Source organism: Planctomicrobium limosum (genome assembly GCF_051465645.1).
Classification (GTDB): domain Bacteria; phylum Planctomycetota; class Planctomycetia; order Planctomycetales; family Planctomycetaceae; genus Planctomicrobium.
Genome location: NZ_CP195790.1, coordinates 4,470,121 through 4,496,014 on the forward strand (window position 1 = coordinate 4,470,121; position 25,894 = coordinate 4,496,014).

General features: G+C 53.1%; 15 protein-coding genes. 10 read left to right on the plus strand and 5 right to left on the minus strand.

The features are described from left to right. Nucleotides 1-45: 45 nt before the first annotated feature. The 4 genes from SH527x_RS17005 (at nucleotide 46) to SH527x_RS17020 (ending at nucleotide 5,234) form a co-directional block, all read left to right on the plus strand. Nucleotides 46-1,713 carry an ATPase gene (locus tag SH527x_RS17005; RefSeq protein WP_437191876.1) on the plus strand — a complete coding sequence of 556 codons (1,668 nt, stop codon included), beginning with the start codon at nucleotides 46-48 and terminating at the stop codon, nucleotides 1,711-1,713. 222 nt (nucleotides 1,714-1,935) lie between these two features. Then, the gene (locus SH527x_RS17010) at nucleotides 1,936-2,877 is read left to right on the plus strand and encodes a tetratricopeptide repeat protein (protein ID WP_437191877.1); all 942 of its coding nucleotides are present in this window, start codon (nucleotides 1,936-1,938) and stop codon (nucleotides 2,875-2,877) included. Nucleotides 2,878-3,273: 396 nt separating this feature from the next. After that, a complete protein-coding gene (locus SH527x_RS17015; protein ID WP_437191878.1) occupies nucleotides 3,274-3,720 on the plus strand; it encodes a TraR/DksA family transcriptional regulator in 447 nt (148 codons plus the stop codon). A 17-nt stretch (nucleotides 3,721-3,737) separates the two neighbouring features. Further along, nucleotides 3,738-5,234, plus strand: a complete 1,497-nt coding sequence (locus SH527x_RS17020) for a trypsin-like peptidase domain-containing protein (protein ID WP_437191879.1) — start codon at nucleotides 3,738-3,740, stop codon at nucleotides 5,232-5,234. 63 nt (nucleotides 5,235-5,297) lie between these two features. Here the strand turns inward: SH527x_RS17020 and SH527x_RS17025 are convergent, their stop codons facing one another. Beyond that, the gene (locus tag SH527x_RS17025) at nucleotides 5,298-7,259 is read right to left on the minus strand and encodes a redoxin domain-containing protein (protein ID WP_437191880.1); all 1,962 of its coding nucleotides are present in this window, start codon (nucleotides 7,257-7,259) and stop codon (nucleotides 5,298-5,300) included. 125 nt (nucleotides 7,260-7,384) lie between these two features. Further along, nucleotides 7,385-9,679, minus strand: a complete 2,295-nt coding sequence (locus tag SH527x_RS17030) for a hypothetical protein (RefSeq protein WP_437191881.1) — start codon at nucleotides 9,677-9,679, stop codon at nucleotides 7,385-7,387. A gap of 420 nt (nucleotides 9,680-10,099) precedes the next feature. On the opposite strand from SH527x_RS17030, the gene SH527x_RS17035 reads away from it, so the two are divergent. From SH527x_RS17035 to SH527x_RS17050, 4 genes are all read left to right on the plus strand, one after another. Further along, entirely contained in the window at nucleotides 10,100-11,887 is a 1,788-nt protein-coding gene (locus SH527x_RS17035) for a thioredoxin domain-containing protein (protein ID WP_437191882.1), read from the plus strand. 471 nt (nucleotides 11,888-12,358) lie between these two features. Then, nucleotides 12,359-14,074, plus strand: coding sequence for a hypothetical protein (locus tag SH527x_RS17040; RefSeq protein WP_437191883.1), 1,716 nt, complete (start codon nucleotides 12,359-12,361; stop codon nucleotides 14,072-14,074). Nucleotides 14,075-14,339: 265 nt separating this feature from the next. Then, complete coding sequence (locus SH527x_RS17045; protein ID WP_437194644.1) at nucleotides 14,340-15,158, plus strand: enoyl-ACP reductase FabI; 819 nt, start codon at nucleotides 14,340-14,342, stop codon at nucleotides 15,156-15,158. A gap of 219 nt (nucleotides 15,159-15,377) precedes the next feature. Beyond that, a complete protein-coding gene (locus SH527x_RS17050) occupies nucleotides 15,378-15,953 on the plus strand; it encodes an isochorismatase family protein (RefSeq protein ID WP_437191884.1) in 576 nt (191 codons plus the stop codon). Nucleotides 15,954-16,049: 96 nt separating this feature from the next. On the opposite strand, the gene SH527x_RS17055 is transcribed toward SH527x_RS17050, so the two are convergent. Both SH527x_RS17055 and SH527x_RS17060 read right to left on the minus strand, forming a co-directional pair. Further along, complete coding sequence (locus tag SH527x_RS17055) at nucleotides 16,050-17,204, minus strand: hypothetical protein (RefSeq protein ID WP_437191885.1); 1,155 nt, start codon at nucleotides 17,202-17,204, stop codon at nucleotides 16,050-16,052. Nucleotides 17,205-17,570: 366 nt separating this feature from the next. After that, the gene (locus tag SH527x_RS17060; RefSeq protein ID WP_437191886.1) at nucleotides 17,571-18,011 is read right to left on the minus strand and encodes an RrF2 family transcriptional regulator; all 441 of its coding nucleotides are present in this window, start codon (nucleotides 18,009-18,011) and stop codon (nucleotides 17,571-17,573) included. Between the two features lie 297 nt (nucleotides 18,012-18,308). Here SH527x_RS17060 and hmpA point away from each other — a divergent pair, with 297 nt between their 5' ends. Continuing rightward, nucleotides 18,309-19,541, plus strand: coding sequence for an NO-inducible flavohemoprotein (gene hmpA, locus SH527x_RS17065; protein ID WP_437191887.1), 1,233 nt, complete (start codon nucleotides 18,309-18,311; stop codon nucleotides 19,539-19,541). A gap of 156 nt (nucleotides 19,542-19,697) precedes the next feature. Beyond that, nucleotides 19,698-21,014, plus strand: coding sequence for a hypothetical protein (locus SH527x_RS17070; protein ID WP_437191888.1), 1,317 nt, complete (start codon nucleotides 19,698-19,700; stop codon nucleotides 21,012-21,014). A 79-nt stretch (nucleotides 21,015-21,093) separates the two neighbouring features. On the opposite strand, the gene SH527x_RS17075 is transcribed toward SH527x_RS17070, so the two are convergent. Beyond that, complete coding sequence (locus SH527x_RS17075) at nucleotides 21,094-25,653, minus strand: outer membrane protein assembly factor BamB family protein (RefSeq protein ID WP_437191889.1); 4,560 nt, start codon at nucleotides 25,651-25,653, stop codon at nucleotides 21,094-21,096. Between the last annotated feature and the right edge of the window lie 241 nt (nucleotides 25,654-25,894).

A 25,894-nucleotide genomic window follows, 5' to 3' on the forward strand; every position in this document is an offset into this window, starting at 1 on the left:
TCCAAATTTCTTCGGTTCAGTTCATGTTGAAGAGGCGCGCGGCGCATGTCATCCGGTTGGCAGAATCCAGATCAGATCCATTCGCGTTTTCCAGATGAAGAATTGACTTCGGCCGACGCTGGAGCAGTCGATCTTCCGGAAGATGTGTTTAATCGTATCGTGCAACAGGTACGCGAAATCTGTGAAACGATTTCGCCGAATGAGGCACCGATCCCTGAGATCATGAACCAGTTGCAGAAGGAACTTGGGGACTTTTCTCTTCTGAATGCTCCTGAAACCGTCACGCCTGCAGCGTCATTCCAGTCGGTGAATTCTCAGGCTCAAGTTCCGCAATCGCATGACGTTGATTCGCATGCTGCGGAATCCCAGGTCGTGCGATCGCAGATTGTGCGTCCTCATCGCGCGGTCCCAAAAGCGGTTCCCGCCCCTGTTGCTCCGGAGACGCTCGCCGAATCCGGAATTGCACCGGCTCAGATTATCGACCTGACGCTGAAGTTCCTTTATCTGTCTGGGGCGGCTACTCCTGAAGCAATTTCAAGACAGATCAAGTTGCCTTCGGGAATTGTCGCAGAAGTCATCCAGTCATTGCTCATTGATCAATGTCTTGATGTGATCCTTTCGCCTGACGCAACTCTCGATGATTTCCAGTATCAGCTGACAGAACAGGGGCGAGTGCGAGCACGCGATGTGTTCCTGCAATGTCGCTACGTTGGCCCTGCACCTGTCTCACTTGAACAGTATGAAAAGCAGTGCGCCGTCCAGACCCTCTCGACGCTGCAGCTGAGTACAGAACTGCTGGAGACCACATTTTCGCCTCTGGTCCTTTCTCCAGATCTGCTGAAACGAATCGGCGCGGCGGTCTGCAATGGGCAATCCATTCTCCTGCATGGACCGTCAGGAAACGGGAAGACGGCAGTTGGAAATGCGATGGGACGCCTGATTCATCAATCTGGTGGGTCGATCTTCATCCCATACGCGATTTCCGTCGAGAATCAGATCCTGTCACTGTTCGATCCCTCGGTGCATCGCCCTGTTGAGTCGCAACATTCGGCGATGTCTGACATCGATTGCGGAGCGAATAGACACGAATCGTTGGATCAACGCTGGCGTGAAATTCGACGACCGTTCATCAGTGTCGCTGGTGAACTGACAATGGACCTGCTGCAGCCGACGTATCATTCCGGAGGTGGGTATTTCTCGGCTCCGCTGCAGATGAAGGCGAACGGGGGCTTACTGTTCGTTGATAACTTCGGTCGGCAAAGCCTGCCAATGGCGGAGTTGATGAATCGGTGGCTTGTACCGCTGGAAACGAAGTCGGATTTGTTGACGTTGAAGTCCGGCAAAAAGATTGCCTTTCCGTTTCAACTGCTGGTTCTCTTGGCCACGAACCTTCGGCCTGAAAATTTCGCGGATATCCAGTTCCTGCGACGCATTCGTCACAAAATTGAATTGGGATCGCCGACCGAGGCCCAGTTTCGCGAGATCTTCCGGCGTTGCTGCGAATCAAGACAGATTCGCTATGACGATTGGATCACGACCCGTCTGTTAACGATGCAGTATGACACGCAAAATCCACCTAAGGCGAGCGATCCTCGCGATTTGCTGGACATCATCGAAGCAATCTGCCGATTTAGGGGTGAACAACCACATCTAGGTGAACAGATTGTGATCGAAGCATTTCAAGAATGCCTTGGAGTGTCCTGCGGATCCTGAGTGGACTTTTTCCACTCGAATCGCGGCGGGTGACTTCGTTCAGGCATTCGTTTGGATCGGTTGTAAATCTGCATTGAACGTGACCGAAGACATCAAACATCAGGGTGCCGTCAGGTCGGTCGTTTGAAATGCATGATGAGAGCATCGGAGACAGGATGCCTCCGGGAGTCGGGTTCAATCGATTGATTGAACTCACTAGGGTGCATTGACAGGAGTTGTACCGTGATTCAGCCTCGTTCAGCGTCCCGACACATTGCCATCGGTTTTGTGTTGTCGTCGTGTCTGGCATCCGGGTGCGTTACCGTCTCTCCTCAGGGAACAGGCTTCAGCTGGAAATCTCTTTCCAAGCCAAAGATCCAACAGGCGAACTTCGAAGAGAAACTCGACGAAGTTCCGAAATCGCCTAAGAATCCGGCCAAGCTGAAATTAGCTTACGGGCGGATGATGGAAGAGAGTGGCGATTATGTGGAAGCACGTAAGAACTACGAAGCCGTAATTGATCTGCAGCCAAAGAATGAAGAAGCGATCCTGGGGATTGCGCGGCTGCACTTGCTGAACGGTGAAGTCGAACAGGCGGAACAAGGCTTCCGTCGCGTTGTGAAGCAGAACCCGAGTTCGGCTGCTGCCCAGTTCGGACTTGGTGAATTTTTCGCCTCTCAGAAACGCTGGAAAGAGGCGTCCGAATCTCTGACAAAAGCGATGCTCGCTGAGCCGGATCAGTCACAGTACCGTTATGCGTTGGCCGTTGCCCTGGTTCATTGCGGCGACGTCGACTCCGCCCTTCCTCACTTCATTCGAACTGTGGGGGACGCCGAGGCTCACTACAACGTCGGAATGATTCTGCAGCAGGACGGCAAACTGGCCGACGCAGAACGCCAGTTCTCGCTTGCTGTGGCGAAGAAGCCAGACTTCACCGCTGCTCAGGAGTGGCTTGCCCAGGTTCAGAGCGGGAACCCTGGTTCGAATCCGTTTCCTTCCAGCGAAGCGTTGGCACAGTCGAAAACCTCAGCATCCGGACCAGTTGCTTCTGTATCCTCAGCAGTACCAGGTTCGAACGCGACAGTTGTTCCGGCTGGACATAGTAATTCAGCGGTTGAATCCGTACCAAATATGACTCGACGTGTTGCCAACGCTCCATTCGCATTTCCAGAATCTGAAAAGTAGTCGGCGATCATTACGGGAGGGATGGCAGGAAGTGAGTCCTGTCACCCAAAAGTGACGTGAGGATATTCGGTACGATCGTTACGCGTGGAGGATGGGCAGCGAACTACTGTCTGGATCCAGACGACGCATTAAGATCAGCCGACAAGCGGGTTCAGGAGACAACAGTCACCTGTGAACTCGACAGATTTTAAAGTGAGGTTGAAGCAGCCGACGCAAGGTGTTGCTGCCAGTGGAGTTGGGAATCTGGTTCGGTTTTTTGCTCGCCGGGTTGGGTTCAGGCGTAGAATTCTGACGATTTAGCACTAATTCGTGTTTGCTTCATGGATGGACCGAGGAAGGGTGGCTCACCGCTGAACCATGAGGGGCGTGGTGGACCGACTGACAGAGGAGAGTGCCATGGCCCGAAAAGATGCCCTAATCCGGTTGCATGATCGTTTGCTGATCCAACGTGATCATCTTCGTCAAAAGCTTTCTCTTCCCCCAGTTGATTTTGGTGAAGAAGGGCGAGGCGATTCTGGTGATATGGCGACTCTGGATATTGAGCGAGAGCTCGAATCCCAACTCGTCTCACTGGAATCTCGCGAACTGACCCGTATTGAAAAGGCGATTGAAACGATCCGTAACGGAACGTATGGTCAATGCGAGCATTGTGGAACGCAAATTCCTGTTGCTCGTTTACAGGCTTTGCCCCACACTTCATGCTGCATCGATTGTCAGAAGTTGTTTGAACGACGCGACAGTCAGCGACGAAGTGAAGTGAACTGGGAACCAGCCTGGGAATATCAGTCACGAGAAAACGATCGTGAACTGACGATGAAAGACATCCATATGGATGTTGACTAAGTGCGGAGAGTAACGCGATGAAGCGAGGAACCATGCTGGCCCGATCCTGTTGTGTTTACGGCCTCATGGTGTTGACGACTGGAGGAGGAACTTCCGCAGTCTTTGCTGATCCCGTCGCACCGTTTACAGAACCTGCGGCGGAGTACGCACCTCCAGCCGCTTCTGTCGTTGCTACCTCTTCTTCCGTTGCCGATACTTTGCGTCTGGCAGGACGTCATCTTGCGGCAATCTCTGCGAAGACCATGCCTGCTGTCGTGAACATTGAGAGTTCACGGGACAGTCGTTCCGGTGAAGTTCAGGAAACAGGCTCAGGCGTGATTATGCGCAGCCCGCGCACGCCGGGAGTCTTTGTGATCACGAATCGCCATGTTGTGGCGGATGCTCGTCTGGAGCAGATTGAGATCTATCTCCATGATGGTCGGGTGCTGACTCCGACCGGTAAAGTGGAAGATGCTGCGAGCGATCTGGCGGTCCTTCGCATTACAGATCCTGGCATCCCCGTTGCGCAGTTTGCAGACAGCGACAATCTGGATATCGGTCATTTTGTGTTGGCGATGGGAAGTCCGTTTGGACTCAGCCAGTCTGTGACGCTGGGAATCATCAGTGCGAAAGGAAGACGTTCACTCGAACTTCCCGGCCGCAATGTGGTGAATCAGGATTTTCTTCAGACTGACGCAGCGATCAACCCCGGGAACAGTGGTGGGCCACTGGTTGACCTTGATGGACGTGTTGTCGGAATCAATACCGCAATCGCGTCGCAAGGGGGCGGGAATGAAGGGATCGGGTTCAGCATCCCCAGTAATCTGGTCCAATTCATTGTTGATCAGTTACTGGAGAACGGTCGAGTTCGTCGCGGATACCTTGGTGTTCAACTCGACGATCAGTTTGATTTTGCAGTCGCAAAAAGTTACTCGCTTGATCGAAAACAAGGGGCGCGCGTCACAAAGGTGCTTGAGAGCACACCTGCGGCTCTGGCCGGGATTCGGCCTGACGACATCATTCTGAACTTCGACGGCTTTGATGTTGCCGACCAGAATGACCTGGTCAATAAGGTCAACGTCACTCAACTTGATAAACGTGTTCGGGTGATTGTTCTCCGCGGTGGTCAGAAGATGACACTGCATGTTGTTCTTTCTGAGAAGCAGGATGGGGAGCGGAGTGAAGCCCCAATTCCAGATGAACTTCTCAAACCGACCTATCGAAACACTGGTCTGTCGCTGATTAAGCTTGATGACTCGCTGGCAGTGCAGAGTGGATTTGCAGCTGGGCAACAGGGACTTCTCGTTAAAGCACTTCGCAGCGATAGCGTTCAAAATGGTGCTGGAAGCAACGATGAAGATTCGTTGCAACTCTACGACGTGATCGAGGAAGTGGCTCGCCGACCGGTGATTTCCATTGAAGACCTTGATGCAGCATTGGCCGCTCAAGACACTGAACCGAGCGTTCTGCTCAAAGTCCGCCGAGTGATTGAGGGCAAAGTGCAGAGTCGTTTGGTTGTCTGGCACCGTAGGTAAAACAGCGAGCCGGTTCGAAGGTTATTCGGCTCGATTGCGAACTGTGTTGCTGAGGTGACGGCATTACAGCGACTTGCGATATTTTTCGATCGCTTCGTCCAGCTCCTTCTCCGAGAGGAATCCGTCTTTGTTCTGGTCGATGTGCATAAAATTCGCACTAATGAACGGTCGAGCCATAGCCTCTTCCGGAGAGATCTTTCCATCCTGATTGGTATCAGTCAGGCGGAGAATCGTTTCTGAACTGGCTCCCGCTGGAACTCCAAGCCTTCTCAACGTCGCATTAGGAGCTGCGTGATTTGTTGGATAGATGATGTCCATATACCCGAGAAACATCTCTTCCCAGGATTGATCGCCCCAGACAACGGTGGCTGTTGGATCCGGATTCGCAAGGTTTCGAGGGGAGTTATCGAACGTGGCTGTACAGCGAATTACTGTCCCGGATTTAATGGTCTTCGGCTCGGTCAGGCAGTAGCGGGTCTGCCAGTTGAAGTCATATTTGGGCACATTCAACAACACCTCCTCTGTGCCGTCAGGATACTCAGCGACGTATTCAAACGCCTGCCCACGAAGGTGCATGTGCGGTGACATTGAAATCAGCTGAACGTCAATCGGAAGTGACTTCGTTCTGGTGACAAATTTCTGATTGGCCAGCATCGGTTGAATCTTGAACTTCTGAGAAATTGCGACTGCAGTTTTGATCTCGTGAGTAACTTTCTCGCGGTCGGTGAAGATAAAGCCCACTTCGGTCAGGTCTTCTTGTGGAGACCCGTTGGGAGTGTAGTGGACCTCAAATCGCAACCAGCTGTTTGCCGAAATCTTCTTTGCAGCTCCATTGGGGACTGGAGTGTTTCGCAAACCGGGAACATACGCAGCAAGGAATTCCTGCTGACTTGATTTCTTATTGTCTGCGTGTGCGTAAACGATGACATGGTGCACCACTGAACGATTGCCTGGCCGGATCTCAACGCCGGTGAACCAGCGGTCTTCAGTGAATCCGCTCGGAACCCAGAACTGCTGATATCTCACCCCATCTGGTCCCCCTTCAGCAGGGACCGAAAACGGTTTGTCAGCCATGGCGACGACCGCATCGGGAGCACGTTCCAGTTGCCAGCCGTCAATGAACTTTTGCGGTTCAGGAAGCTCTGCAGGCGACCCTTCCGGGCACCCGTTCTTTACCCAGGTGGCAATCAGTTCGCGTTCTTCAGAATTCAGACTTCGATCGTTAATGAACGTGCCGAAATGCGGATCAGCGTGCCAAGGCGGCATCCGCTTTTCAGCGACGACTTCGGCAATCATCGGACCCCAGCCAGCGACGTCGTCGTATGAGAGCATCGGGAATGGACCGATTTCGCCGGGCCGATGACATGCCACGCAATGCTTTTGGAAAAGGCGAGAGATTTGATTGGAATAGGTGACGGTGCTGTCTTTGACGGACGTATTTAAGCGACCGATCAAACACCCCAGTGCCGGAGTCGAGTTCACACTGACAGGTTTGTTTGCGAGTAGTTCATCGATGGCCAGTTTCAAATCTTCTCGTGAAGGGCGGTCTCGCTGAATTCCAATGACATACTGGTCATCAATGCGGCCCTGATAACGGATGGTGCGAGATGCATCGAGAAGAAAGACTTGCGGTGTTCGTTCTGCTCCAAAGAGGTCAGCAGTTTGAGTCCCTTTGTCCTTGAGAACGGGGTAACTCAGACCCTGCCGTCGGACGAAAGCTCCGATTTCTGTGAGGTTATCCTGCAGGTTCGAGTCGACAGCGATGATGGCGACCTGATCGCGTGGGTAGGCCTCTGCGATTTGTTGCAGTCGCAACGAATAGAGCTTCGCTAGTGGACACTCTGTCCCGAGGAATGCGACAACGACCAATTTGGAATCGGCGCTGCTCGGCAACGTGACCTGATGTCCGCGATGATCCGGGAGAGTGAACTGATAACGTGATTCACCGGAGGGGACGGATTCTGCAGTGGCGATCGAAGCAGAGAGTGTCAGTATGACGCCAACGATGAACGGAAACCTGGTCATTCGACATCTCATGCATCAGTGACGTGCGACGGAAAACATCATCAACTCATCTGAATAAGCAAACTTGATTCAGGAGGCAGCGTATTGCCAGTCACTGGGATTACCTTGCTATGAAACGTCGGGTTTCAGTTGTTCGACTCAGTCTTGTCAGTTTTTGTTTCAATGCGGCGCCAGCCCCGGCGCAGCCCTTCCAGAAGCAACAGACCCAACACTGACAAGAAAGCGCCCCAGCGAATGCTTGCCGGATTGTATGTCCATGTGATGGTTTGAGAGTGATCAGGTGGTGTTGATGTGTTGACCTCAACGCAGCGAAAAAGTGGATCGCATTCAGGTGTCGTCGCATCGGCAGAAGTGATGTCATTCGGCGTTTTTGTTGGAGCGCTCAGCTTCGTGACGGTCCAGCCGGGATACTTCAGGTCCCGGAGAATCAACGTGTCAGGCCGATGAATGACCGCGTCGATAGTCACCGAGTTTGCAGTGACTTTCACGGAGCGGATTTCATTCTTTGGAACTTCATTACTCTGACTGTTTGTCTCTGGCGTCTTCATGAACGAGACGCGGGCAGGGGACCCGATGACTTTATAGAAATAAAACGGTTCCTGTCTGGCGAGAGCTCGGTTCAGAAATGGGTCCATCACGGAACCGAGTGGTTCGACAGGCCATTCTTTTTCGTTAATGGCGTGTTCCAGAAGCAGGTGAGTGACCCCGAAGCGAAGCAGGCGGTTGACCGCATCGGATCTTTCTTCCGGTACCTCCGTTTTGAAATCAATCCGCACATCATCTGATTCATAAATTTCAGGCCCGAGCCCGAGATAAACGGGAATCGCAGAGACGTTCAGAAGAGATGGGATGTTTTGCCCGGGAGCGTAAAGCCTCGCGTTCGTTTCTGTCTCTGTGAAGAACTTACGCAAAGGGCTTTCGTTGAGGTACTTGATCGGCGGATCGTTCAACAATGATGCATAGAAAACCTGACGTCCGAAATACGGACCGGTCTGGAATTGATACTGTCGACTGGCGGACCAAAGGTCTGCCGCTGTGATGCTCAGAAGGAGAGCGACCAAGACTCCTCGTGTCAGTTTATTCAATTGAAGTTGCTTCAGGATGTAATCCAGAGTGGCACCTGCAACAACAGCGATTCCCAGTGCGGCAACCAATGAATACCTGCTTGGGCCTCGGAAGAACCCGATGCCGGGAAGGCTCGATAAAAAGGCTGTCGGCCAGCCAGTCGCAAAGAGAAGCGAAATCAAAATCACAGCCAACCAAAGACTGGGGCTGTGCAGTGATAATGAGCGTCGCCACCACGGAATTAAAAGGCCAGTGACTGCCAGCAGGAACGGGATCAATCCGAGATACAGCTGGGCTTCAGCTTGATTCGTTGCATTAGGGACGGACAAGAAGCGGTTCCCCAACAATTCATCCATCGACTTTTCGTTGGCATACCATCCCCATGGCATCCAAAGTTGAGAGATTGCCATTGGGGGAAGGTGACCATATGTGGGGGCGAAGGCGTCGTTCTCCGCTTGCCGCTGACTGACCTTCTTGAGTTCCCATGTTGGCAGCAGTTGGACTCCGGCAATCAAAAATCCGAGTCCCAGAGCGAGTCCGAGTGCAATCGCACGTTTGTGAGGTTCCAACTTCTTGATGACTGAATGTAAAGCCGTCTGCTGATGGGGGTGCCGTGAATCCTGTTTTGGTTCGACAGGTTCACTTTCGTGAGTGGTTTTCGGCCTGAGTCCTTTGATCAGCCAAGGCCAGGGAATCAGTGCGAGGAGTGTGATGAACGCCAGATTGTAGTGTCCGGCGATCAGGTCGAGTGCCAGAAACAGACTCGTCAGGATGAGGTATCGGGATTTGCCGGTTTGAAGAAACGCTGTCGCTCCCCACAGAATCCAGACAAACCAGGCGCCACCAATAATGGCCCATTCCAGACAGATTCGAGCTGGGAACCATCCATAGACGAAGGCGAGTGCAGCGAAAAGGCTTCCTGTCAGTTCCAGTTGAAGTCGTCTCGCGAGCAGCACCATCCCGATAAATGCGGCGACGTAATGTCCCAGCTGGCTCAAGTTGTAAGCCGTGTTGGGAGAGAAGAACGCATACAAGAATAAGTTGGGAGGGTAGAGCGCTGCAGTCTGGCTTTCCCCGATGACGGGATACCCGAAGCCGACGAAAGGGTTCCAGAATGGGATCTCGCCGGACTTCAATGCTTCTGCAAGGACAACCTTCTGCGGGAAGTAGTAAGGGTAGATGTCTCCCCCGATAAGACCGCCTCCTTGCCAGAGTGGCCACCAGAAAATCCACGTTAGAAGCAACCCGAGCAGGGCAGCAATTGTCCCTGTCGCAAACCATCTGGTCGGATGATCAGTAGGTTTGGCTGTCGCCTTGGAAGTGGAACGCTTTGATTTCGGTGTCGAGCGGCTCATGTGAGGTGATGCGCAATTTGGCACACGAAGTGCATTATCTCGATGTGTCGTTTCGCGGAAATGTCACGAAGACGCAACGCCGCAGCGACTCCTCAGCGTAATCGAAGGATTTCTCTGGAAAAAGGCCGAGATCATTCTTTGGCCGGACTTCAGAAAATCGATTGTCGTTGGACATGAATTGTCAAAATGACAATTTCCGGTTGTAACAATTGCAATGGCAGGAAGCCGCATGACTGTTCGCACGAACACTTCAAAACTGGTTGGACTCCCCAAATCTCTCTTCTCGGGGTCCGTCCTTCTTCCTGTCGCAATCCACTCGACTCTCTGCGACTGAATCCCCCCCCTTCCTAAGTCTCATTACCCATTAAGACAATTTAGGTGCGTCCCAATCGGGGGTGCATTTGCTCAGGAGACTCTTCGATGACACGTGTCACCGTGCTGGCAGCTTTGTCTTGCTTGCTCCATGTTGCGATGGTTTATGGTCAGGAGTCTCGTGGGGTCGTTTATGATTTCACGGCGACCTGGTGTGGACCGTGTCAGCAGGTTGCACCGGTTGTTGAGAAGTTGCAGCGGGAAGGTCTCCCGATTGTGAAAGTGGATGTTGATCAGCATCCGGAGATGCAATCCCGGTTTGGTGTTCAGAGTATTCCCACCTTCATTCTGGTGATTGACGGCAAAGAAGTTGACCGCAGTACCGGACGCATGAGTGAGTCAGAATTGCGTCGAATGGCAGCTCGAGTTCCAACCCCGTCGCAGGGTAACGCACAGCCCGCACCTTCTCAGACTCGACCAGGTCTGATTCCGATTGATCTGGGGTCACCGGCCCCATTGGCCCGTCCTGCTCCAGCACCAGTAAATCCGCCAGCTGTTGAAGAAACTCGCGTGGCAGAGACTGAGCAGAAACGTGCAACGACGCTGCGTGATCTGCTGCCGTTTGGACGAAAAGATAAAACCGAAACGCAACCTGAAGTCGTGCGTGGAAACGATTCTGTCGTTGGAAACTCCGCTCAGGGATCTGCTTCTGTTGCAGCAAACGCTGAGAGTGGTCCGGTCGATCCAATGAAGGCGAGCGTTCGAATTCGTGTCATTACCAATGGCCGTATCGATCTCGGGTCGGGAACTGTTGTTTCCAGCCAGCCAGGGATTTCACAGATTCTGACCTGTGCCCATATCTTCAACGGGTTTAATGATGACTCCCGGATTGAAGTGGATGTTTTTGAGAATGGCCGACCAAGTCAGTTTCTTGCTCGCCTCGTCAAATTTGATAAGGATTCGGACCTCGGTTTGATTTCAATTCCAACGACGACTCCGGTCAGTACAGCAAAAGTTGCAACGGTTACAAACAACCCCAAGGTGAGTGACGAAGTTGCCGCAATTGGATGTAGCGGTGGAGATGAGCCGACACGTCAGCAGGCTCGAGTGACTGACATCGATAAATACGAAGGCCCACACAATCTGCTCTGCACTGGAGTCCCTGTTCGAGGGCGTTCTGGTGGGGGGCTCTTCAATCGTCAGGGAGATATCGTTGGCGTTTGCAGTGCCGCTGACGAGAAAGATCAACGCGGCTTCTACTCTGGTCTGCTCGCAATGCACAAATTGCTTGATCAGTGCTCACTCGCTCATCTCTATGCCGCTCCCGTTGCGGAAACTGCAGTCGCCGCAACTGAAACTCCTGCTTCGCGAGAATTCCCGGCAAGTATGCCTGCGACAACAGAGGCACCTTCCAGCCCGTTCGGGGAACTGCAACCTGCGGCACCTGCCAGCAAGTCACGAGCAGTTGCTGCTGCTGAAGAAGTTGTTCCTGCTGCTTCCGGAGTTGCTGCCAATCCAGTTGATGTTCAGTCCGGGAATGCTGAAGTGGTTGTGATCGTCCGTGATCGTGCCAATCCTGCCCAGAATCGAGTTGTGATTTTGCATCAGGCGAGTCCCAAGTTCATGTCTTACCTGAATGGGGAACTTCCAGAAGGGGGCATGATTGACGCGAACTTGCTGGGAGCAAGTCAGATGGAAAACGTGCCGGGCGTTCGTCGCAACGAGCGAACGACACCATCGGCAGTCGCTCCAGCCATGGCATCTCAGTCTGTTCCGGCAGTCTCTGTCCCAGCAGTGACAACCACTAAAGAGACTCTGCTGCCGACAACAATCAGTCAACCGGTTGTGCCACGAAAATTCAGTCGCTCCGGCACCCAGTCCCGGATCGCTCAGTAGTGTCTTCTGTGAACTGGTGACGCCGGATTGACTTGTGACGCTGATCTTTGATTTCAGGTTTTGAGTTCCAAGGGAACGGTGTTTTGGGGGAATCGCTCTCCTGCTGACGGCGGGGGAGCAAACTGGCCGCCTTAGCTGTTGGGGCGGTGAAATCTTCTGATTCTCACAAAATCTTCTTGATTCCGCTCAACCTGAAATCATCTCTGAAAGTATTTCTTCGAAACATCTTGCTCAATATTTGTGGTAACGGTACACCAAGGGTAAGCTTAATGGGCTTACGTTCGGCTGCCGGACCTCAGTAATGGTTGTGGGCTAGATTCAATTTGAAGTGTCTGCGAGAGGTTGATTGCGGTTCGCACCTGAATGAAGTGTTCGTACTTTGAAAGTTCGAAGCACATTCGTCTGCACTCGACGACGCCAGATATTTACCACCTTATCGATTCAAGCAATCTACTCTCTAAGGATGAAAATATGCGGTTTCCTGTTGCGTTTCGGGCCCTGACTGGCATTTTTGCCCTGACCGGGATGCTGGCATTTTCGTCAGTTTCTGCTTCGGCTGCAGACAAGGTTGTCCCGGCCGATCAGCGATTGCCACCCGGCGTGCTGTTGTATGTAACGTCTCCAAACGTGGTGACAACTTACAACCAGTTTATGAAGACATCTGCCGGCGAGCTTTTGCAGGATCCAGGTCTGCAGAAGTTCTTTGATCAGGTTAAGGGACTTGTTAAAGAAGGTCAGCAGAAAGCGGAAGAAGAACTGAAGCTCCCGTTGAAAGATCTGGTTGATCTTTTCTCTGGTGAAGTTGCTGTCGCTGTCGTTCGTCCAGTCGGCCAGCCATTGGGGTGGGTTTCGCTGATTCAGATTGGTGATCGCCAGTCGACTCTGGATACTCTGCTGGCTCGTGCTCAGGAATCGCTCGACGAAGATAAAAAGGTCACCATTGAAACTGAAGATTTCGATGGAACGAAGATTAGCGTTGTGACAATCACAGACAGTGAAGAGGAAGAAGACGCAGTGCCTGTGTCATTCTCTTACTGCGTGAAAGATGGCGTCTTTGTTGCAGGAAGCGATGTCGGAGTTCTGGAAACTGTTCTGGAACGCTGGGATGGCTCAAACGACGAGAACTTCTCAAAGAACCAGATCTACCAGAAGATTCTGAGCAAATGCGCAACTGACGCGGCTGTGAAGCCAAACGCCATCTGGTTCGTCGATCCAGTTGGTTTGCTTGCCAGCGGTCTTTCCATGTCTCCACAGACTCAGAACTTTGCTGGCATGATTTATATGCCAACATTGGGTCTGACTGGTCTGAAGGCGATTGGTGGAACTTATGAACTGGACACCAAAGATTTTGACCATGTCAGCCGTTCAATGGTCTATCTGGAAGGGGCTCCAACCGGGATCGTGAAGATCTTCCAGTTGCGATCCAGCCCGTTGAATGTTCCAGCCTGGGTTCCAGCTGATGCTGGTCAGTACCTGTCGATCGACTGGGATATCAAAGGTGCCTACGAAGCCATCGAATCGATCTACGATTCCTTCCTCGGCCCAGGCCGATTCGCAATGGCAACTGCCAATGTTCTCGAACAGGCCGGTGTCAACCTGAAGCTGAAGTCAGACGTCATCGATGTTCTCAGCGGAAAGATCGAAGGTTACTACAACCCAGGTGCAACCTCTCCTGAAGATTTCAAAGGAGTCTTTTCGGTTGGTGTGACTGATGCAGCCAAAGGCCAGAAACTGGTTGAAGGTCTGTGGACACTCGCTGGCGGATCAACAAGCAGCTCATTTGAAGGAGCGACTCTGTTTCAGGGTGCCGGTGACGATACACCACTTGCCGCTGCAGTGAAGGGGAATGCGATCTTCCTGTCCACAAACCAGGACAATCTGAAAACGGCTTTGGTCCCACGCACTGGACCATCTCTCGTTGATTCCGAAAACTTCAAGGCTGTGAAGAAATTCCTGCCTTCCAGCGTGAGCATGCTCGGCTACAACGACGTTCGTCAACAGATTGGCGATGTCTACGAGAAAGCTCGTAATGGCGAATTCGATGGCCTGGCAGAAGGCAAACTTGATTTCGGTCTGCTGCCACCATTCGAAAGTATCAGCAAATATTTCACTCCATCAGCTGCGTACTACACCCCAGATGAAAATGGAACGCTGGGTGTGCAGTTCTCTCTGAAACGCTCGAAATAACGCTGGTTGAATCTGTAGACAGACATATGACGGCGGGGAGCAATCGCTCCTTGCCGTTTTTTTATTCCCCCGGGCTTCCACTGAACGTCATTGTCTGATTGAATGGGACGCCTTGGTCCGATATTGTGCAAATCAGCGCAGGTATTTTGAGTGAAGTCGTGTGAGTTCACTGGATTTCTGCAGCCTATCAGGGACGCTGGCTCAGGCGGATTTCCGCTCCTGCCAGAATGTCGGCACGGACGAGTCAGGAGCGAGAGGATCGAACATGGGATTGTTCACCGGTAAGAAGGGTGTTGTTTTCGGAATCGCCAACGAGCGGTCAATCGCTTGGGCAATCACTCAGAAACTGCACGAAGAAGGGGCGGAGATGGGGTTTACCCACCTGCCCGACAAAGATCCTGTTCGCCCAAAAAACGAAAACAAAGTTCGTAAACTGGTCGATTCCATCGGGGCGAAGTTCGTCATTCCTTGCGAAGTTCAGCGCGATGAAGACATGGATTCTGTCTTCAAGGTCATTGAAGAGCAGTTCGGCAAGATCGACTTCATTCTGCACAGCATTGCATTTGCCCCACCAGCAGACCTGACAGGTCCAGTATACGCTTCAAGCCGGGAAGGCTTCAAAACAGCGATGGACATCAGTGTTTACAGCCTGATTGCCATGACCGGCCGGGCAAAACCACTGCTGAACGCTGGCGGGTCAGTTCTGACACTGACTTACCTCGGCGGCGAACGCGTGATCCCAGGTTACAACCTGATGGGATTGTGCAAATCCGCTCTCGAAACCGCGATGGAATACATGGCGAGCGAGCTCGGCCCAGATGGTGTTCGCGTCAACGCTTTGAGCGCTGGTCCAGTGAAGACTATCAGCGCCAGCGGTGTCGGCGACTTCAAGAAGATGCTGAACCTGTACGAAAACTTCTCTCCTCTGCGTCGTAACATCGGCGAAGAAGAAGTCGGCAAGGCCGGGATGTTCCTGCTCAGCGACCTCGCTTCAGGGATCACCGGCGAAACCCTGCACGTCGACTGCGGTTACCACTGCATGGGCGGTCCTCCATTGGACGCGTTCAAAGGCGAAGAAGCCTAATTTACCAGCTGCTGTCTCTGGTGTTGTTTGTTAACCCAACTGCATTCAGGCGACAGATCAGATAAAATGAAGCCGCTTTGGGAGTTTTCCAGAGCGGCTCTTTTTCTGCATACCGTCTCACGTTATGGCCTGAACGGGGGCAGTGCAGTCGATTCAATTGTCATGTGGTGAGCAGCCTGCTCAAGTTGGGGACGACTTGTTCTCCACCGGGAGTTTCAGATGTCAGAAGTGAACCTGAATCGCAGTCCTGAACTTCTTTCGGTTCAGTCGAGTCGTCTCGTGATCATTGATGTTCAGGAACGACTCCTGCCGGTCATTGCATCGCATGACACCGTGCTCGCCAACTGTGTCAAACTGTTGAAAGGGGCAGCGTGTCTGGGGGTTCCCAGCTGTGCAGCGGAACAATATCCCAAAGGGCTCGGGCAGACCGTCGAGCCGATTGCCGAGTTCGTTTCAGAGCGTTCGGCGAAGATGCGATTCAGCGCGAGTGAAGCATTCGACTGGGCTCGTTCAGGCTCCGCGTCTGACGCGAGGCATCAGGTCGTGCTGGCGGGGATCGAAACTCACGTTTGCATCCTGCAGACTGCATTAGACCTGCTAGCGGCAGGTTTCGATGTGTACGTCGTCGTCGATGCGATTGGAAGCCGCTTCGCCATCGATCATGAAGTCGGGCTGAGGCGTCTCGCGGATGCCGGGGCACGACTCGTGACCACAGAAATGGCCTTGTTTGAGTGGTGCGAAGTCGCGGGAACGGATGTCTTTCGGCAATTGAGCAAAATCGTCACCGGCCGCTAAGACCGTTCTGGTCTATCGAGGGGCCACGCAGCAGTGTTCTCGGCAGCTGTGTTCTCGACAGGGGGGCCTGAATGCTGCGTGCCAGGAACGGGGGATTTACTGGCGGCGAGCACTCGGGAACTGGTAGTTCGGTGCGTCTGAGTTCGTCTTGATTCCCTCCGTCGTCGGGACGAGAGAAGAATTGGGACGGATGCCGGCAGGTCGCCCTTTTTCTCCCTGACTCTGTGTCACGTTGTCGGTATGGTTCTCGGCTTGTGAGACACGCAGCAAGCGAGGAATGGAGTGCAGAGGGCCAACTTCTCGTGCCGCTGTGTATTGCGGAGGAGTGGCTTCTGCCTGATTTTGTGGACTCTGAGACCGGTAGATGGTCGCGTCTGGAGCGTCGCTCGCTGGCATTTCTACTTGAGCGGCTGCCTGAGTCGCTTCAGAGGCCGGAGCTGCTTGAGAGACGACGGCGACCTGCGTTGGAATCTCTTGCTGGAAGCCAGGTGACCCTGCATTGATCCAACCGGTCCACTGTTGTTCCAGATCTTCAAGCGACTGGATTCCATAGTTTCGAGCGACGGCTTGTTCCCAGCCACTGCGGTGGGCGTCATCCAGAAATCGCAAGTAAATGCGGCGTCCTTCGGCCCCTTTAATCCCCACCAGATAGCTGGCGAGGGAATAGCCTTCAGCATAAAGGGTCAAGACGTCCCGCATGTCGCTGGGATACTCGCGGATTGCCAACAGGTTGCGAAGGGGAATCCGGCGAGATGTGTGAAAGACCTCTTTGATGATTTCCAGTTGCCGAGCCTGTTCGGATTCATGTTCGAACAGAGTTGCGGCCCCTTCATCAGCCCAGCGAGGTAATGGTCGTCGAAAGTGCGACGCAAAGATGGTGTGGTTCACTTCGTGTGGAACGACAGAGTCCAGGATGCGTTCGAGCGTTCCCTGAACATGCATTTTCCACCCGTGAACTTCACCGTTTTCGAAGGTGAAAGTGGTCTGTCCGCTGGCCCCGATCTGGCCAACTTTGACTGTGATCGGGCAAGGACGATACCAGTTTGGCAGAGTCTGCCCGAGCCATTGAATGGCCAGTTCCCGTCGCCAGTATTCGGCGCATTTTGCAACTCGACGTGCAATGTCATCACTCGGCGCAGTCACCATGAAATTGGTGGTGGTATGCGTTCCGGCGATGACTGGCGCTGCTAAGTGGTGAACAAGGGCAGCTGTGACAATGAGGGCATAGCAGCCCAGAAGGCGTCTTCGCATTGCGTCCATGCACTTGGTCGAGAGGAAAAATGAGTCAGCGGGACAAGTCGACGACCGAATGGCGTATCCATGCCGGAGCGATCGTCAACTTGATTTCATGCAAGAGGTGGGCCAAAGGCGCAGGCTATTGATCAGAAACGCTGCGGTTTCTTGGTAACCTGTTGAACCTCCGGCAGTTATTGCTGCTCCATTTTTCTGTCCGGACAAGTGTCCTGCCAGGGGTGGGATGTAATTAGTGCAATTGTGCCGGAAATGACGGCAAACGATTGTACTTCTTACATACCCCCAAGGGTACCTCTTTTCTGTCCTATGCGAATGAAATTCATTCAGGTTGCTGCATCGATCGAACCGCTCATCGAAGGCGTTCTACGGGGCGGAATTGGGGAGTTGCAGATCGCAGAGCGGAATGACATCGGTGGCGGAACGTAAGAGTTCGCCAATTGTCACGCTGGCGAAAGCGGTCTCGGTTGCCGCATAGGCTTTGTCCAGCTCCTGATGCAACGGACAGAGATGAGTGTGCGAGGGGAGCCCGAGGGGACAATGCCGGATCCGCTCGACAGGTGCAACTGCGTTGACGACGTCCAGAATGGTGACTTCGTCTGGATCTTTGTTCAGTGAATGGCCGCCGCCAGGCCCGGATCTGGAGAGGACGAGACCTGCTTTCGCGAGATCCTGTAACACCTTATTCAGGTAGCGACGCGGAACCTTGGTCCGTTCCGCCAAAGCGTCCGCAGACTCTGAGCGAGTCTGACTGCTTGCAAGGCAGGCAACGGTGCGCAAGGCGTATTCGGCTGTTTTGGACAACATTTTAATAACCAATATCGCGGTTCTCCTATTCTACACCTTGACATGTAGAATAGAAGTCGAAATCATGGAACAGGCAGATTTGGTGCTTCATGCTACTCGAATTTGCGACCGCATTCTCCCCGCCAGAATTTTGCCTGACAGGAAACCGACAAACTGAGCTGATTGAACCGACTGGTTGAATGAGAAGAGTTTGCGTTTCCTGATTGATTCCCGACGTTATTCACTTTGTGAATACCTCCCATTGCTTCTTTAATTGCTACTTCCCGCTGTTTTGCCTCGGAGCCGCAGGAGATCGTCATGATCAGTGACAAGAGTTTGCAGATCGTCAAAGCCACAGCTCCAGCCGTGGCTGCACATGCTGAACAGATTACCCGTCGATTTTATACTTTGATGTTCGCCGGAAACCCGGAAGTGAAAGCCTTTTTCAATCAGGCTCACCAGACGGCCGGGACACAGCAGCAGGCGTTGGCTGGAGCCATTTGTGCTTACGCCGCAAACATTGAGAACCTGAGTGTTCTCGGCGGGGCAGTTGAGCTGATTGCACAGAAGCATTGTTCGCTGGGAATTCTGCCGGAACATTATCCCATCGTTGGAAAGCACCTGTTGGTTGCTGTCAAAGATGTGCTGGGCGATGCTGTCACTGACGAGGTGACGAATGCCTGGGCCGAGGCGTATCAGCTGCTGGCAGGGATTCTCATTCAACGTGAGAAAGAGATCTATGAATCTCAGGCTGCTGCCGCTGGCGGGTGGAATGGCTATCGCACTTTTGTGGTGACAAAGAAGCAGCCTGAAAGTGAGATCATCACATCGTTCTATCTTCAGCCCAAAGATGGAGGCGAAATTCCCTCTTATCAGGCCGGTCAGTACATCACTGTGCGGATTGATCACCCCACGACACCGACCTCTCCTCGCAACTACAGCCTGTCGGATCATCCAAATCAAGAGTACTTCCGCATCAGTGTGAAACGTGAGCCAAGTCTGGTTTCCGGCGCACCGAATGGGCTGGTCTCCAACTATCTCCATGATTCAATTGAAGTCGGAGATTCGATCGAAGTTGGGCCACCATGCGGAGAATTCGTGCTGGATCCAAATCGCCCGACGGATCGTCCAATCGTGTTTCTGGCAGGTGGAATCGGGATCACTCCATTGCTGGCGATGTTAAAGAGTGTCGTTCGTAATCAGAGTGAAACACCGGTTTACTTCATTCAGGCAGCCAGAAACAGCACTTTGCATGCTCTTGGACACGAAGTTCGACAGCTCGCTGAACGGCATCCACATGTGACGACCCACGTTCGCTACGATAGTCCACTTCCAGAAGATCTTCAGAATGGAGCGTGTGACAGCGCAGGGTTTGTGGATGCGGAACTGTTGAAGAGTCTTATCTCTAACTGGGATGCGGACTTCTATTTCTGCGGTCCCAAACCATTCATGTTGCAGCAGATTCGTCTGTTGTCCGAACTCGGCGTTGATTCATCACGGCTGCATTACGAGTTCTTCGGACCGCGACAGGAACTCGCTACGGTGAATTAATACGGGTGGAGAACCGATCTTCATGAAATCGGTTCTCGCTTGAAATCACTGATTCGGGTTTGATGATGTTGCCGCTTTCACGTCCCGCATCGCGAGTTCACACTGCCAGTTCTTTGTGAGGTCAGATGCGGGAGCATTTTGCAAAGGTCGTCGCAGATGTTGACTCGAATTCATTTGATGCTGATTGCCGGGTGGATGTCGCTGCAGGTGCAACCGGTTCTGGCGCTAGATGAGTTCGAGCAGGCCCCCATCAACTACAGCGAGAGTACTCCGGTCAATCCGGTGACTGCGTTGCAGGAGAAACTCGTCAATGAATCTGTGAAGTTGGAGTACGACGAAGAGAAGGGATATCTGAAGTCGCTTCTGGCGGCATTGGAGATTCCGGTTGAATCCCAGGTCCTCGTCTATTCGAAAACCAGTTTACAGATCTCGAAGATTCACCCCCGGACTCCAAGAGCGATCTATTTCAATGATGACATCGCTGTCGGATACGCACAGAACGGGGACCTGCTGGAACTCTCTGTTTCTGATCCCAAGTTGGGAATGGTGTTCTATACCCTTGATCAGGAAAACTTTGAGTTGCCACGGTTTGTTCGTCAGACCGATCGTTGTCTAACCTGTCACAGTTCATCACGAACCGAGAACGTGCCGGGGCATCTGGTGCGTTCACTGTTTGTGGATGCTCGTGGGTTACCGATTTTCTCTTCCGGCAGCAAGAACGTCGATCATCGGACCCCGATTGAGCAGCGTTGGGGAGGATGGTACGTCACTGGAACACATGGCTCGCAAATTCATCAGGGAAATTTTGTCTCAAGGGAGCGAACACTCCGGGAACCTGTCGAAAATGCCAAAGGGCAGAACCTCACGTCTCTCGAAGGACGGTTCAAACTTGAAAAGTACCTGACACCACACAGCGACATTGTGGCGTTGATGGTGCTGGAACATCAGGTTCTCGTCCAGAATCGAATCACGCAGGCAAACTACACGACGCAGCAGGCCCTGCACTACCAGATGGTGATGCGGCGGGATCTGGACACTGATTCAGAGACGGTGCTGCAGAGCGTTGAGCGTCGCATCAACAATGCAGGTGAAGCACTGGTTGATGCTCTGTTGATGGTGGAAGAGGCCCCGATCATTGAGAAGATCGAAGGGACGGCCGGCTATGAAGAAGTCTTTCAAAAAGCAGGCCCGCGCGATTCAAAAGGGCGATCACTCCGCGATCTCGATATGACCCGCCGGATGTTTCGCTACCCCTGCAGCTATCTGATTTACTCTCCGTCATTTGACGGGTTGCCAGATGAAGTGAAGTCGTATGTCTGGGACCGATTGAAAGAGGTTTTGACCGGACAGGACACAGACAGCAAGTTTGCTCATCTGAGTCCTGAAGATCGCCGCAACATCCTTGAGATCCTCGTCGAAACGAAACCGGATGCCCCAGCGAGTTTCAAAGACGCTCTCGCTGCGATGCCTTAGGTTGGAACCCATTAGAATACAGCTCAAGCCACTGCGTAACGCGGCCCAATGCTCAGTCAGGCCGCGTTGAGTGCAGCTGCTATTTCAGTGTTGGTTCGGCTTGTGGAGGAGCCAGGGTTGGTTTGCGACTTGGGGGCGGTTCTTCTCCGAAATAGAGTGTGACCCGATCTTGTGCAAACTTCAGGTTCAGACGCAATGGCTTTGTTTCCGTGAGCCAACTGACGCCTGACCCATCATCGGGAGCGAAGCTGCGACGGATTTCATCGCCGGTCAATCGATTCAGAATCAGACTTTCCATCCGTCCCCGTCCTCGGGCGAACAACAGCACAGGCCATTCTCGCGGAGCCTGAGTCAGCAGATTCTGGCCTGAGATCTCTTTACTCCAGATGACCGATCCGTCCTCTGGATTTAACGAAGAGACGATTCCATTGACTTCGGTCTGAATCTGATCGCTACTCCGAATTCCGTACGGAGGTTGCTGCAATATTCCGGTGCGTTGTGTACTGGTTGTCAACAACCAGTGTTCAGGGAAACGCAGCAGAGTGAACTTCTCGATCGATGTTTTTGTCGGAATGGATGCCGCAAGAATCTGCTCACCGGTGAGCCCGTTGAGCACGCTCAATTGGTGGCCATCTTTGACGAATGCGACATTTTGATTGTCGACGATCGACCAGCGAGCATTTGCCGGGAATGTTTTCGTCCAGACCGTCTTAGCCGTTGCAGGATCGAAAAGACTCCACGTCAGTCCTTCTTCGGATGTTGTCACCGAAGGCAGGAATCGGCCCCAGTCAGCTCCCTGACGGTTGTGGCTGACGAGCACTCCCAAGGGGAGCTTTGAATCACGGACAAACTCTCCATCGAGTGCTCGATAGACTTTCAGGTCAATTTTGTCTGGTGCCTTTACGACGATGAATTCACTGTCTGCGAGGACTTCTGAACCCGGTGTGATATCGCGACGTCTCCAGAGTTCAAGCCCGGTTGAAGGGGAGATTGCAACCAGCGAATTCCCTGAGCTGTAACAGAGAATCGAGCGACAGATGGGACCAGCGTTTCCGCTGTACTGTCCGGGCAGAAGTTCAACCAATGGAGCCCTTAGACCGGTTCGTGTCGCGCCTGCAAATGGGCTGCGACCTGCAACTCCGGATTCGTTGTCTCCAAATAATGTCCGATTGGCGACCAGTCGAGGGTGCGAAGTGTCGTTCTGGAAGTCGATCAACATGAATCGGTCAAGCAGCACGACCATCGCGGTATGATTGAAGAACGTCACATAACGGGACAGGTCGGACTCAACGGAATACCGGAGCCCGGGGTAGCCTGTGGCGATCCGTTCGCGGTGGCGTCCTTGCGGGTCGAAGATTTCGACATGGGCGCCTGCCTGATCCATGAAGAATGTCCAGCCATCGAGTGCCGCAGAGGCCGGTCCGAGGCGTGGGATCTGTTGCAGCGCCATGCGGCCCGCTGATCCCTGATTCTCACCGGCAGCGATTGGTTGCTTCCATTCGAGTGCCTTCCCGAAAAGGGATTTGACAGGCTCTTCTTCGCGAATCGATTTGGCCAACTGTGTTGAGTTCGTTTCTTCAAATCCAATTAGTGGAACAGAAGCAGACTCAAGGATTGCGAGCGTCTCGCGAACCACTTGCAGGTCTTCGATGTTTTTTGCATGTTGCAGCAGTAACGCTGCAGCGGTTGCGCGGATTTGAGGCTCTTTGCTCTCAAGCATTGGCCTCAGGGTTTCCTCACGCTGATTTGCAGTCTCGACTGTACTGGGGATTTTTGCCAGCCGTTCGAGCACCAGGGTCTCGTTGAGCCAGTGGGCAGGGACGGATGCTGTCAGACGCAGGAATAAGTCTGGGGAGATTGTTTGGAACTGCTCCTGCAGTCGCTGACGGAACTCCGCCTGCATTTCAGGTGATGACTGTGTCAGGATCTCGTTCATCCGAGACAGTGTCCACCTGCTGTCTGTGATGCTCCATCCGTCGTCTTGTTCTGCCAGTGTCTCAGGCCATGGCAGAAGCTGAAGGATGCGCTGGTAATCACTGAACGCTTCCTGTGATTCATTTGCATTCTGAAGACCACGAGCGAAGGTCTTCAGGAATTGCAATTGCTGATCGACTCCCTGAAGACGCGGTTGAATCTTTTTCGCTTCGGTGCGATACGTTGCAAAGTCGGTTCGCAGTCCATCCAGCACGGACCAGACCAGAACCGATTGAGCCAATGTGACTGCATTCTTTGAATCAGCGGAGTTCTTCAGCGATTCGAGCCCAGCGTCGAGCTTCCCACTCTGGAGTTCGAGCGTTCCGCGATAAGCGAGTGCCAAGGAATCTTTTTCGTCTTCCTTCAGACGTCCGGCGATCTCCTGCTCAATGGAATTCAATGAGCGATAAACTTCGAGTCCCGTCGCCCCTTGAATGAGTAATTGCCCTTTTGCGGCGACCAGATTGCCGGGGACCTGCCCGGACCCGACAGGGATTCTGGTCAGCAAACGTCCGGACGGGAGATCAATCACAGCGATTTCGCCTGTCCGAATCGGCTGCAGGAACTGATCGCCCATTCGCAAGCCCCGGCCAGACGGAGCTGGGATCGGAATCGGACGCTTCCATAATGCGTCTCCGCCAGACACGTTTAAAGTGGCGATTTCATTTCGGCCCACCAGCACAAGATGATCGTGGTACATGGTTGCTGCATAGAGCGATTGTCCCCGAGGAATCACTTTCGGGTGGACACGCTCTCCGTTATGCAGATTCAGTATGACCAGTTTGTTGTCATCTGGCGGAGTGAAGATCACGTATTCATCTGTGATCATGACGCGCGAATCAAACCAGCGTTGATCTGCCAGCAGTTCGTCTCGAGCCTGATTGACCGCGATGTTCTGGGGGCGAACCGCTCGCGACATTGTCATCTGCGCCTGCTGAAGGGTGAGCGGGGATGAATAGAAGTGAGTCCACAACAGCTGACGCTTGATGGGATCAACGGCGGACAGCGTCCCTTCTCCGGTGGGACAGATCAAAATCCCGTTGCTATAGGCTGGTGTTAATCCAGAAAGTCGGCGGGCTTCGTCGATGACGAGATCCCGGTCAGGGTTCAGTAGACCGATCGTCCACAGGATTGTTCCGGTTGCTGGATCAAGTTCAAAGAGCTGAATCTGCCCACGTTCTTCGCCGAGAACATAGAGTCTTTCCTGAACCGGAAGCGGGGCCCCAAGAAAGAAGATTTCCCGGACCTCTGTTTCCTTTGGAAATGCGGCATTGACTGAAGTGTTTTGCTGTCCGAGTGGCCAGACGATCTTCCCTTCGCTCGCCAGATCATAGGCAATCAAGCGATTGCTGCGCTGGGGAAGCAGTGGATGTCGCTGCGTATTCATCATCATCCGGGAGGGACTGGTGGTGCCGACCAGTTGGCAATCGGTGACTGCATAGACCCGTTGACCATCCGTACTGAGAGAAGAGGAGGTGAGATCTCTCCAACCACGGACTGCCGCAAACAGGTTGCGCATATCTTCCCGGGCGTTATCCTGAGTCTCACTGGGGGCGTAGGACCATTTGGAAAGGTACTCAAAGGTTTCATCGATGATGAGCCCGTTCCAGACAAGTTCTCCGGATTGCAGATTGTAAGCTTTCACGCTGCCGGGGCCGGGAGTGACGACCAGATCATTCACAACCAGCGGGCTCGGCGCAGGCATGGAGATGTTGTTGCTTTGTGAGCGAATACGCTGGTTGAGCGCGTTCATCAGACTTCGCGTGTCGTCTCCCAGCTTTTGCCCGACTTCAGGAGCATCAACCAGCCAGAAGTCAAAGGTGTCATGAACCAGTTCTGCTGTCCATTGCGGAGCAGCGAAGGCGGGTGCGAGTGCTGTTTTGCCGAGATGCTGTGGGTTGCCGAACGGCATCCGCCACTCATAGATGGGGATTTCCGTTGTTGCCTGTTTCTGGTTGTCAGCGATTTTGGCGAGAAACGCATTCTTATCCGCTTCATTTGGAAATGCGGCTTCTGGATGCCGTTTGAGAAACAGGTCAGCCCCGGTTGTGTCACCATTGGCAAGCAACAGTTTATAAGCCGATTGAAAGACGGGGAGCGGGTCTTTGGTTTGTGGGTGGCGTGCGAGTCGTTCCAGATAGCGAGCGGAAAGCCCGAGCGAGCCTTGGTCCTGATACAGCGAGGCGAGTTCCCGGAGTGCGACGGCACCTGCGGCAGTGAACTCATAGCGACGGACGACGTTCTCGAGCTGATAGATGTTTTCGTTTGTGCGTGCTTCGGTCAGTTGCTGCCGGGCACCGGGGCCAAAGAGTCGTTCGTATTCGGTGTTTTGATTGATGAAGAGTTGTTCGAGAATGGAATGAAACGATTGCAGTTCCGACTTGCCGGGAACCGGAACGAGAAAGTCACCGTTCTCTTCCAGCAACTGCTGAAGAGTTTCCAGCCCGGCCGTGATCGATCCCGTATCGATCAGTTCTCGAACTTCCCGATAGGCTTCCGTGAGTTGAGGGTTTCTCGGAAGCCGACGCGTGACTCGCGATTCAATACTCTCAGGATCCACAGGCGGGATAAACGTCTGAGCAATGGCCGAGAGTCCGGCGAGAAGAAACCCCAGCAGTAACCAGCCACGAACCATCGGGCTACGTCCGGGAATGATGATGCTCATCGTCCTGACTTCCAATTAAGGGACGAACCGACTTATTCAGCAATTTCGAGTCCAGTGTCCCTGTCTCATCAAAAAGACAGGTCCTATCAGGATACTCTTTCGCAGGCGTCCCTGCGATTCGCAATTCGATTTTCTGCTCTTCCGGACAGGTAAAAGCGGCTGAATTCAGATTTACAGAAAAGAGCGTCGAATGGCGGGGGATTCAATAAAAAAAGCATCCGTTATGGAGATTCCATAACGG

What these genes read in the sequence shown, in the direction of transcription:
- SH527x_RS17050 (WP_437191884.1), top strand. Translation starts at nt 15,378, where the DNA reads ATGTCAGAAGTGAACCTGAATCGCAGTCCTGAACTTCTTTCGGTTCAG.
- SH527x_RS17060 (WP_437191886.1), bottom strand. Translation starts at nt 18,011, where the DNA reads ATGTTGTCCAAAACAGCCGAATACGCCTTGCGCACCGTTGCCTGCCTT.
- SH527x_RS17035 (WP_437191882.1), top strand. Translation starts at nt 10,100, where the DNA reads ATGACACGTGTCACCGTGCTGGCAGCTTTGTCTTGCTTGCTCCATGTT.
- SH527x_RS17075 (WP_437191889.1), bottom strand. Translation starts at nt 25,653, where the DNA reads ATGAGCATCATCATTCCCGGACGTAGCCCGATGGTTCGTGGCTGGTTA.
- SH527x_RS17025 (WP_437191880.1), bottom strand. Translation starts at nt 7,259, where the DNA reads ATGACCAGGTTTCCGTTCATCGTTGGCGTCATACTGACACTCTCTGCT.
- hmpA (WP_437191887.1), top strand. Translation starts at nt 18,309, where the DNA reads ATGATCAGTGACAAGAGTTTGCAGATCGTCAAAGCCACAGCTCCAGCC.
- SH527x_RS17045 (WP_437194644.1), top strand. Translation starts at nt 14,340, where the DNA reads ATGGGATTGTTCACCGGTAAGAAGGGTGTTGTTTTCGGAATCGCCAAC.
- SH527x_RS17005 (WP_437191876.1), top strand. Translation starts at nt 46, where the DNA reads ATGTCATCCGGTTGGCAGAATCCAGATCAGATCCATTCGCGTTTTCCA.
- SH527x_RS17040 (WP_437191883.1), top strand. Translation starts at nt 12,359, where the DNA reads ATGCGGTTTCCTGTTGCGTTTCGGGCCCTGACTGGCATTTTTGCCCTG.
- SH527x_RS17070 (WP_437191888.1), top strand. Translation starts at nt 19,698, where the DNA reads ATGTTGACTCGAATTCATTTGATGCTGATTGCCGGGTGGATGTCGCTG.
- SH527x_RS17020 (WP_437191879.1), top strand. Translation starts at nt 3,738, where the DNA reads ATGAAGCGAGGAACCATGCTGGCCCGATCCTGTTGTGTTTACGGCCTC.
- SH527x_RS17030 (WP_437191881.1), bottom strand. Translation starts at nt 9,679, where the DNA reads ATGAGCCGCTCGACACCGAAATCAAAGCGTTCCACTTCCAAGGCGACA.
- SH527x_RS17055 (WP_437191885.1), bottom strand. Translation starts at nt 17,204, where the DNA reads ATGCGAAGACGCCTTCTGGGCTGCTATGCCCTCATTGTCACAGCTGCC.
- SH527x_RS17015 (WP_437191878.1), top strand. Translation starts at nt 3,274, where the DNA reads ATGGCCCGAAAAGATGCCCTAATCCGGTTGCATGATCGTTTGCTGATC.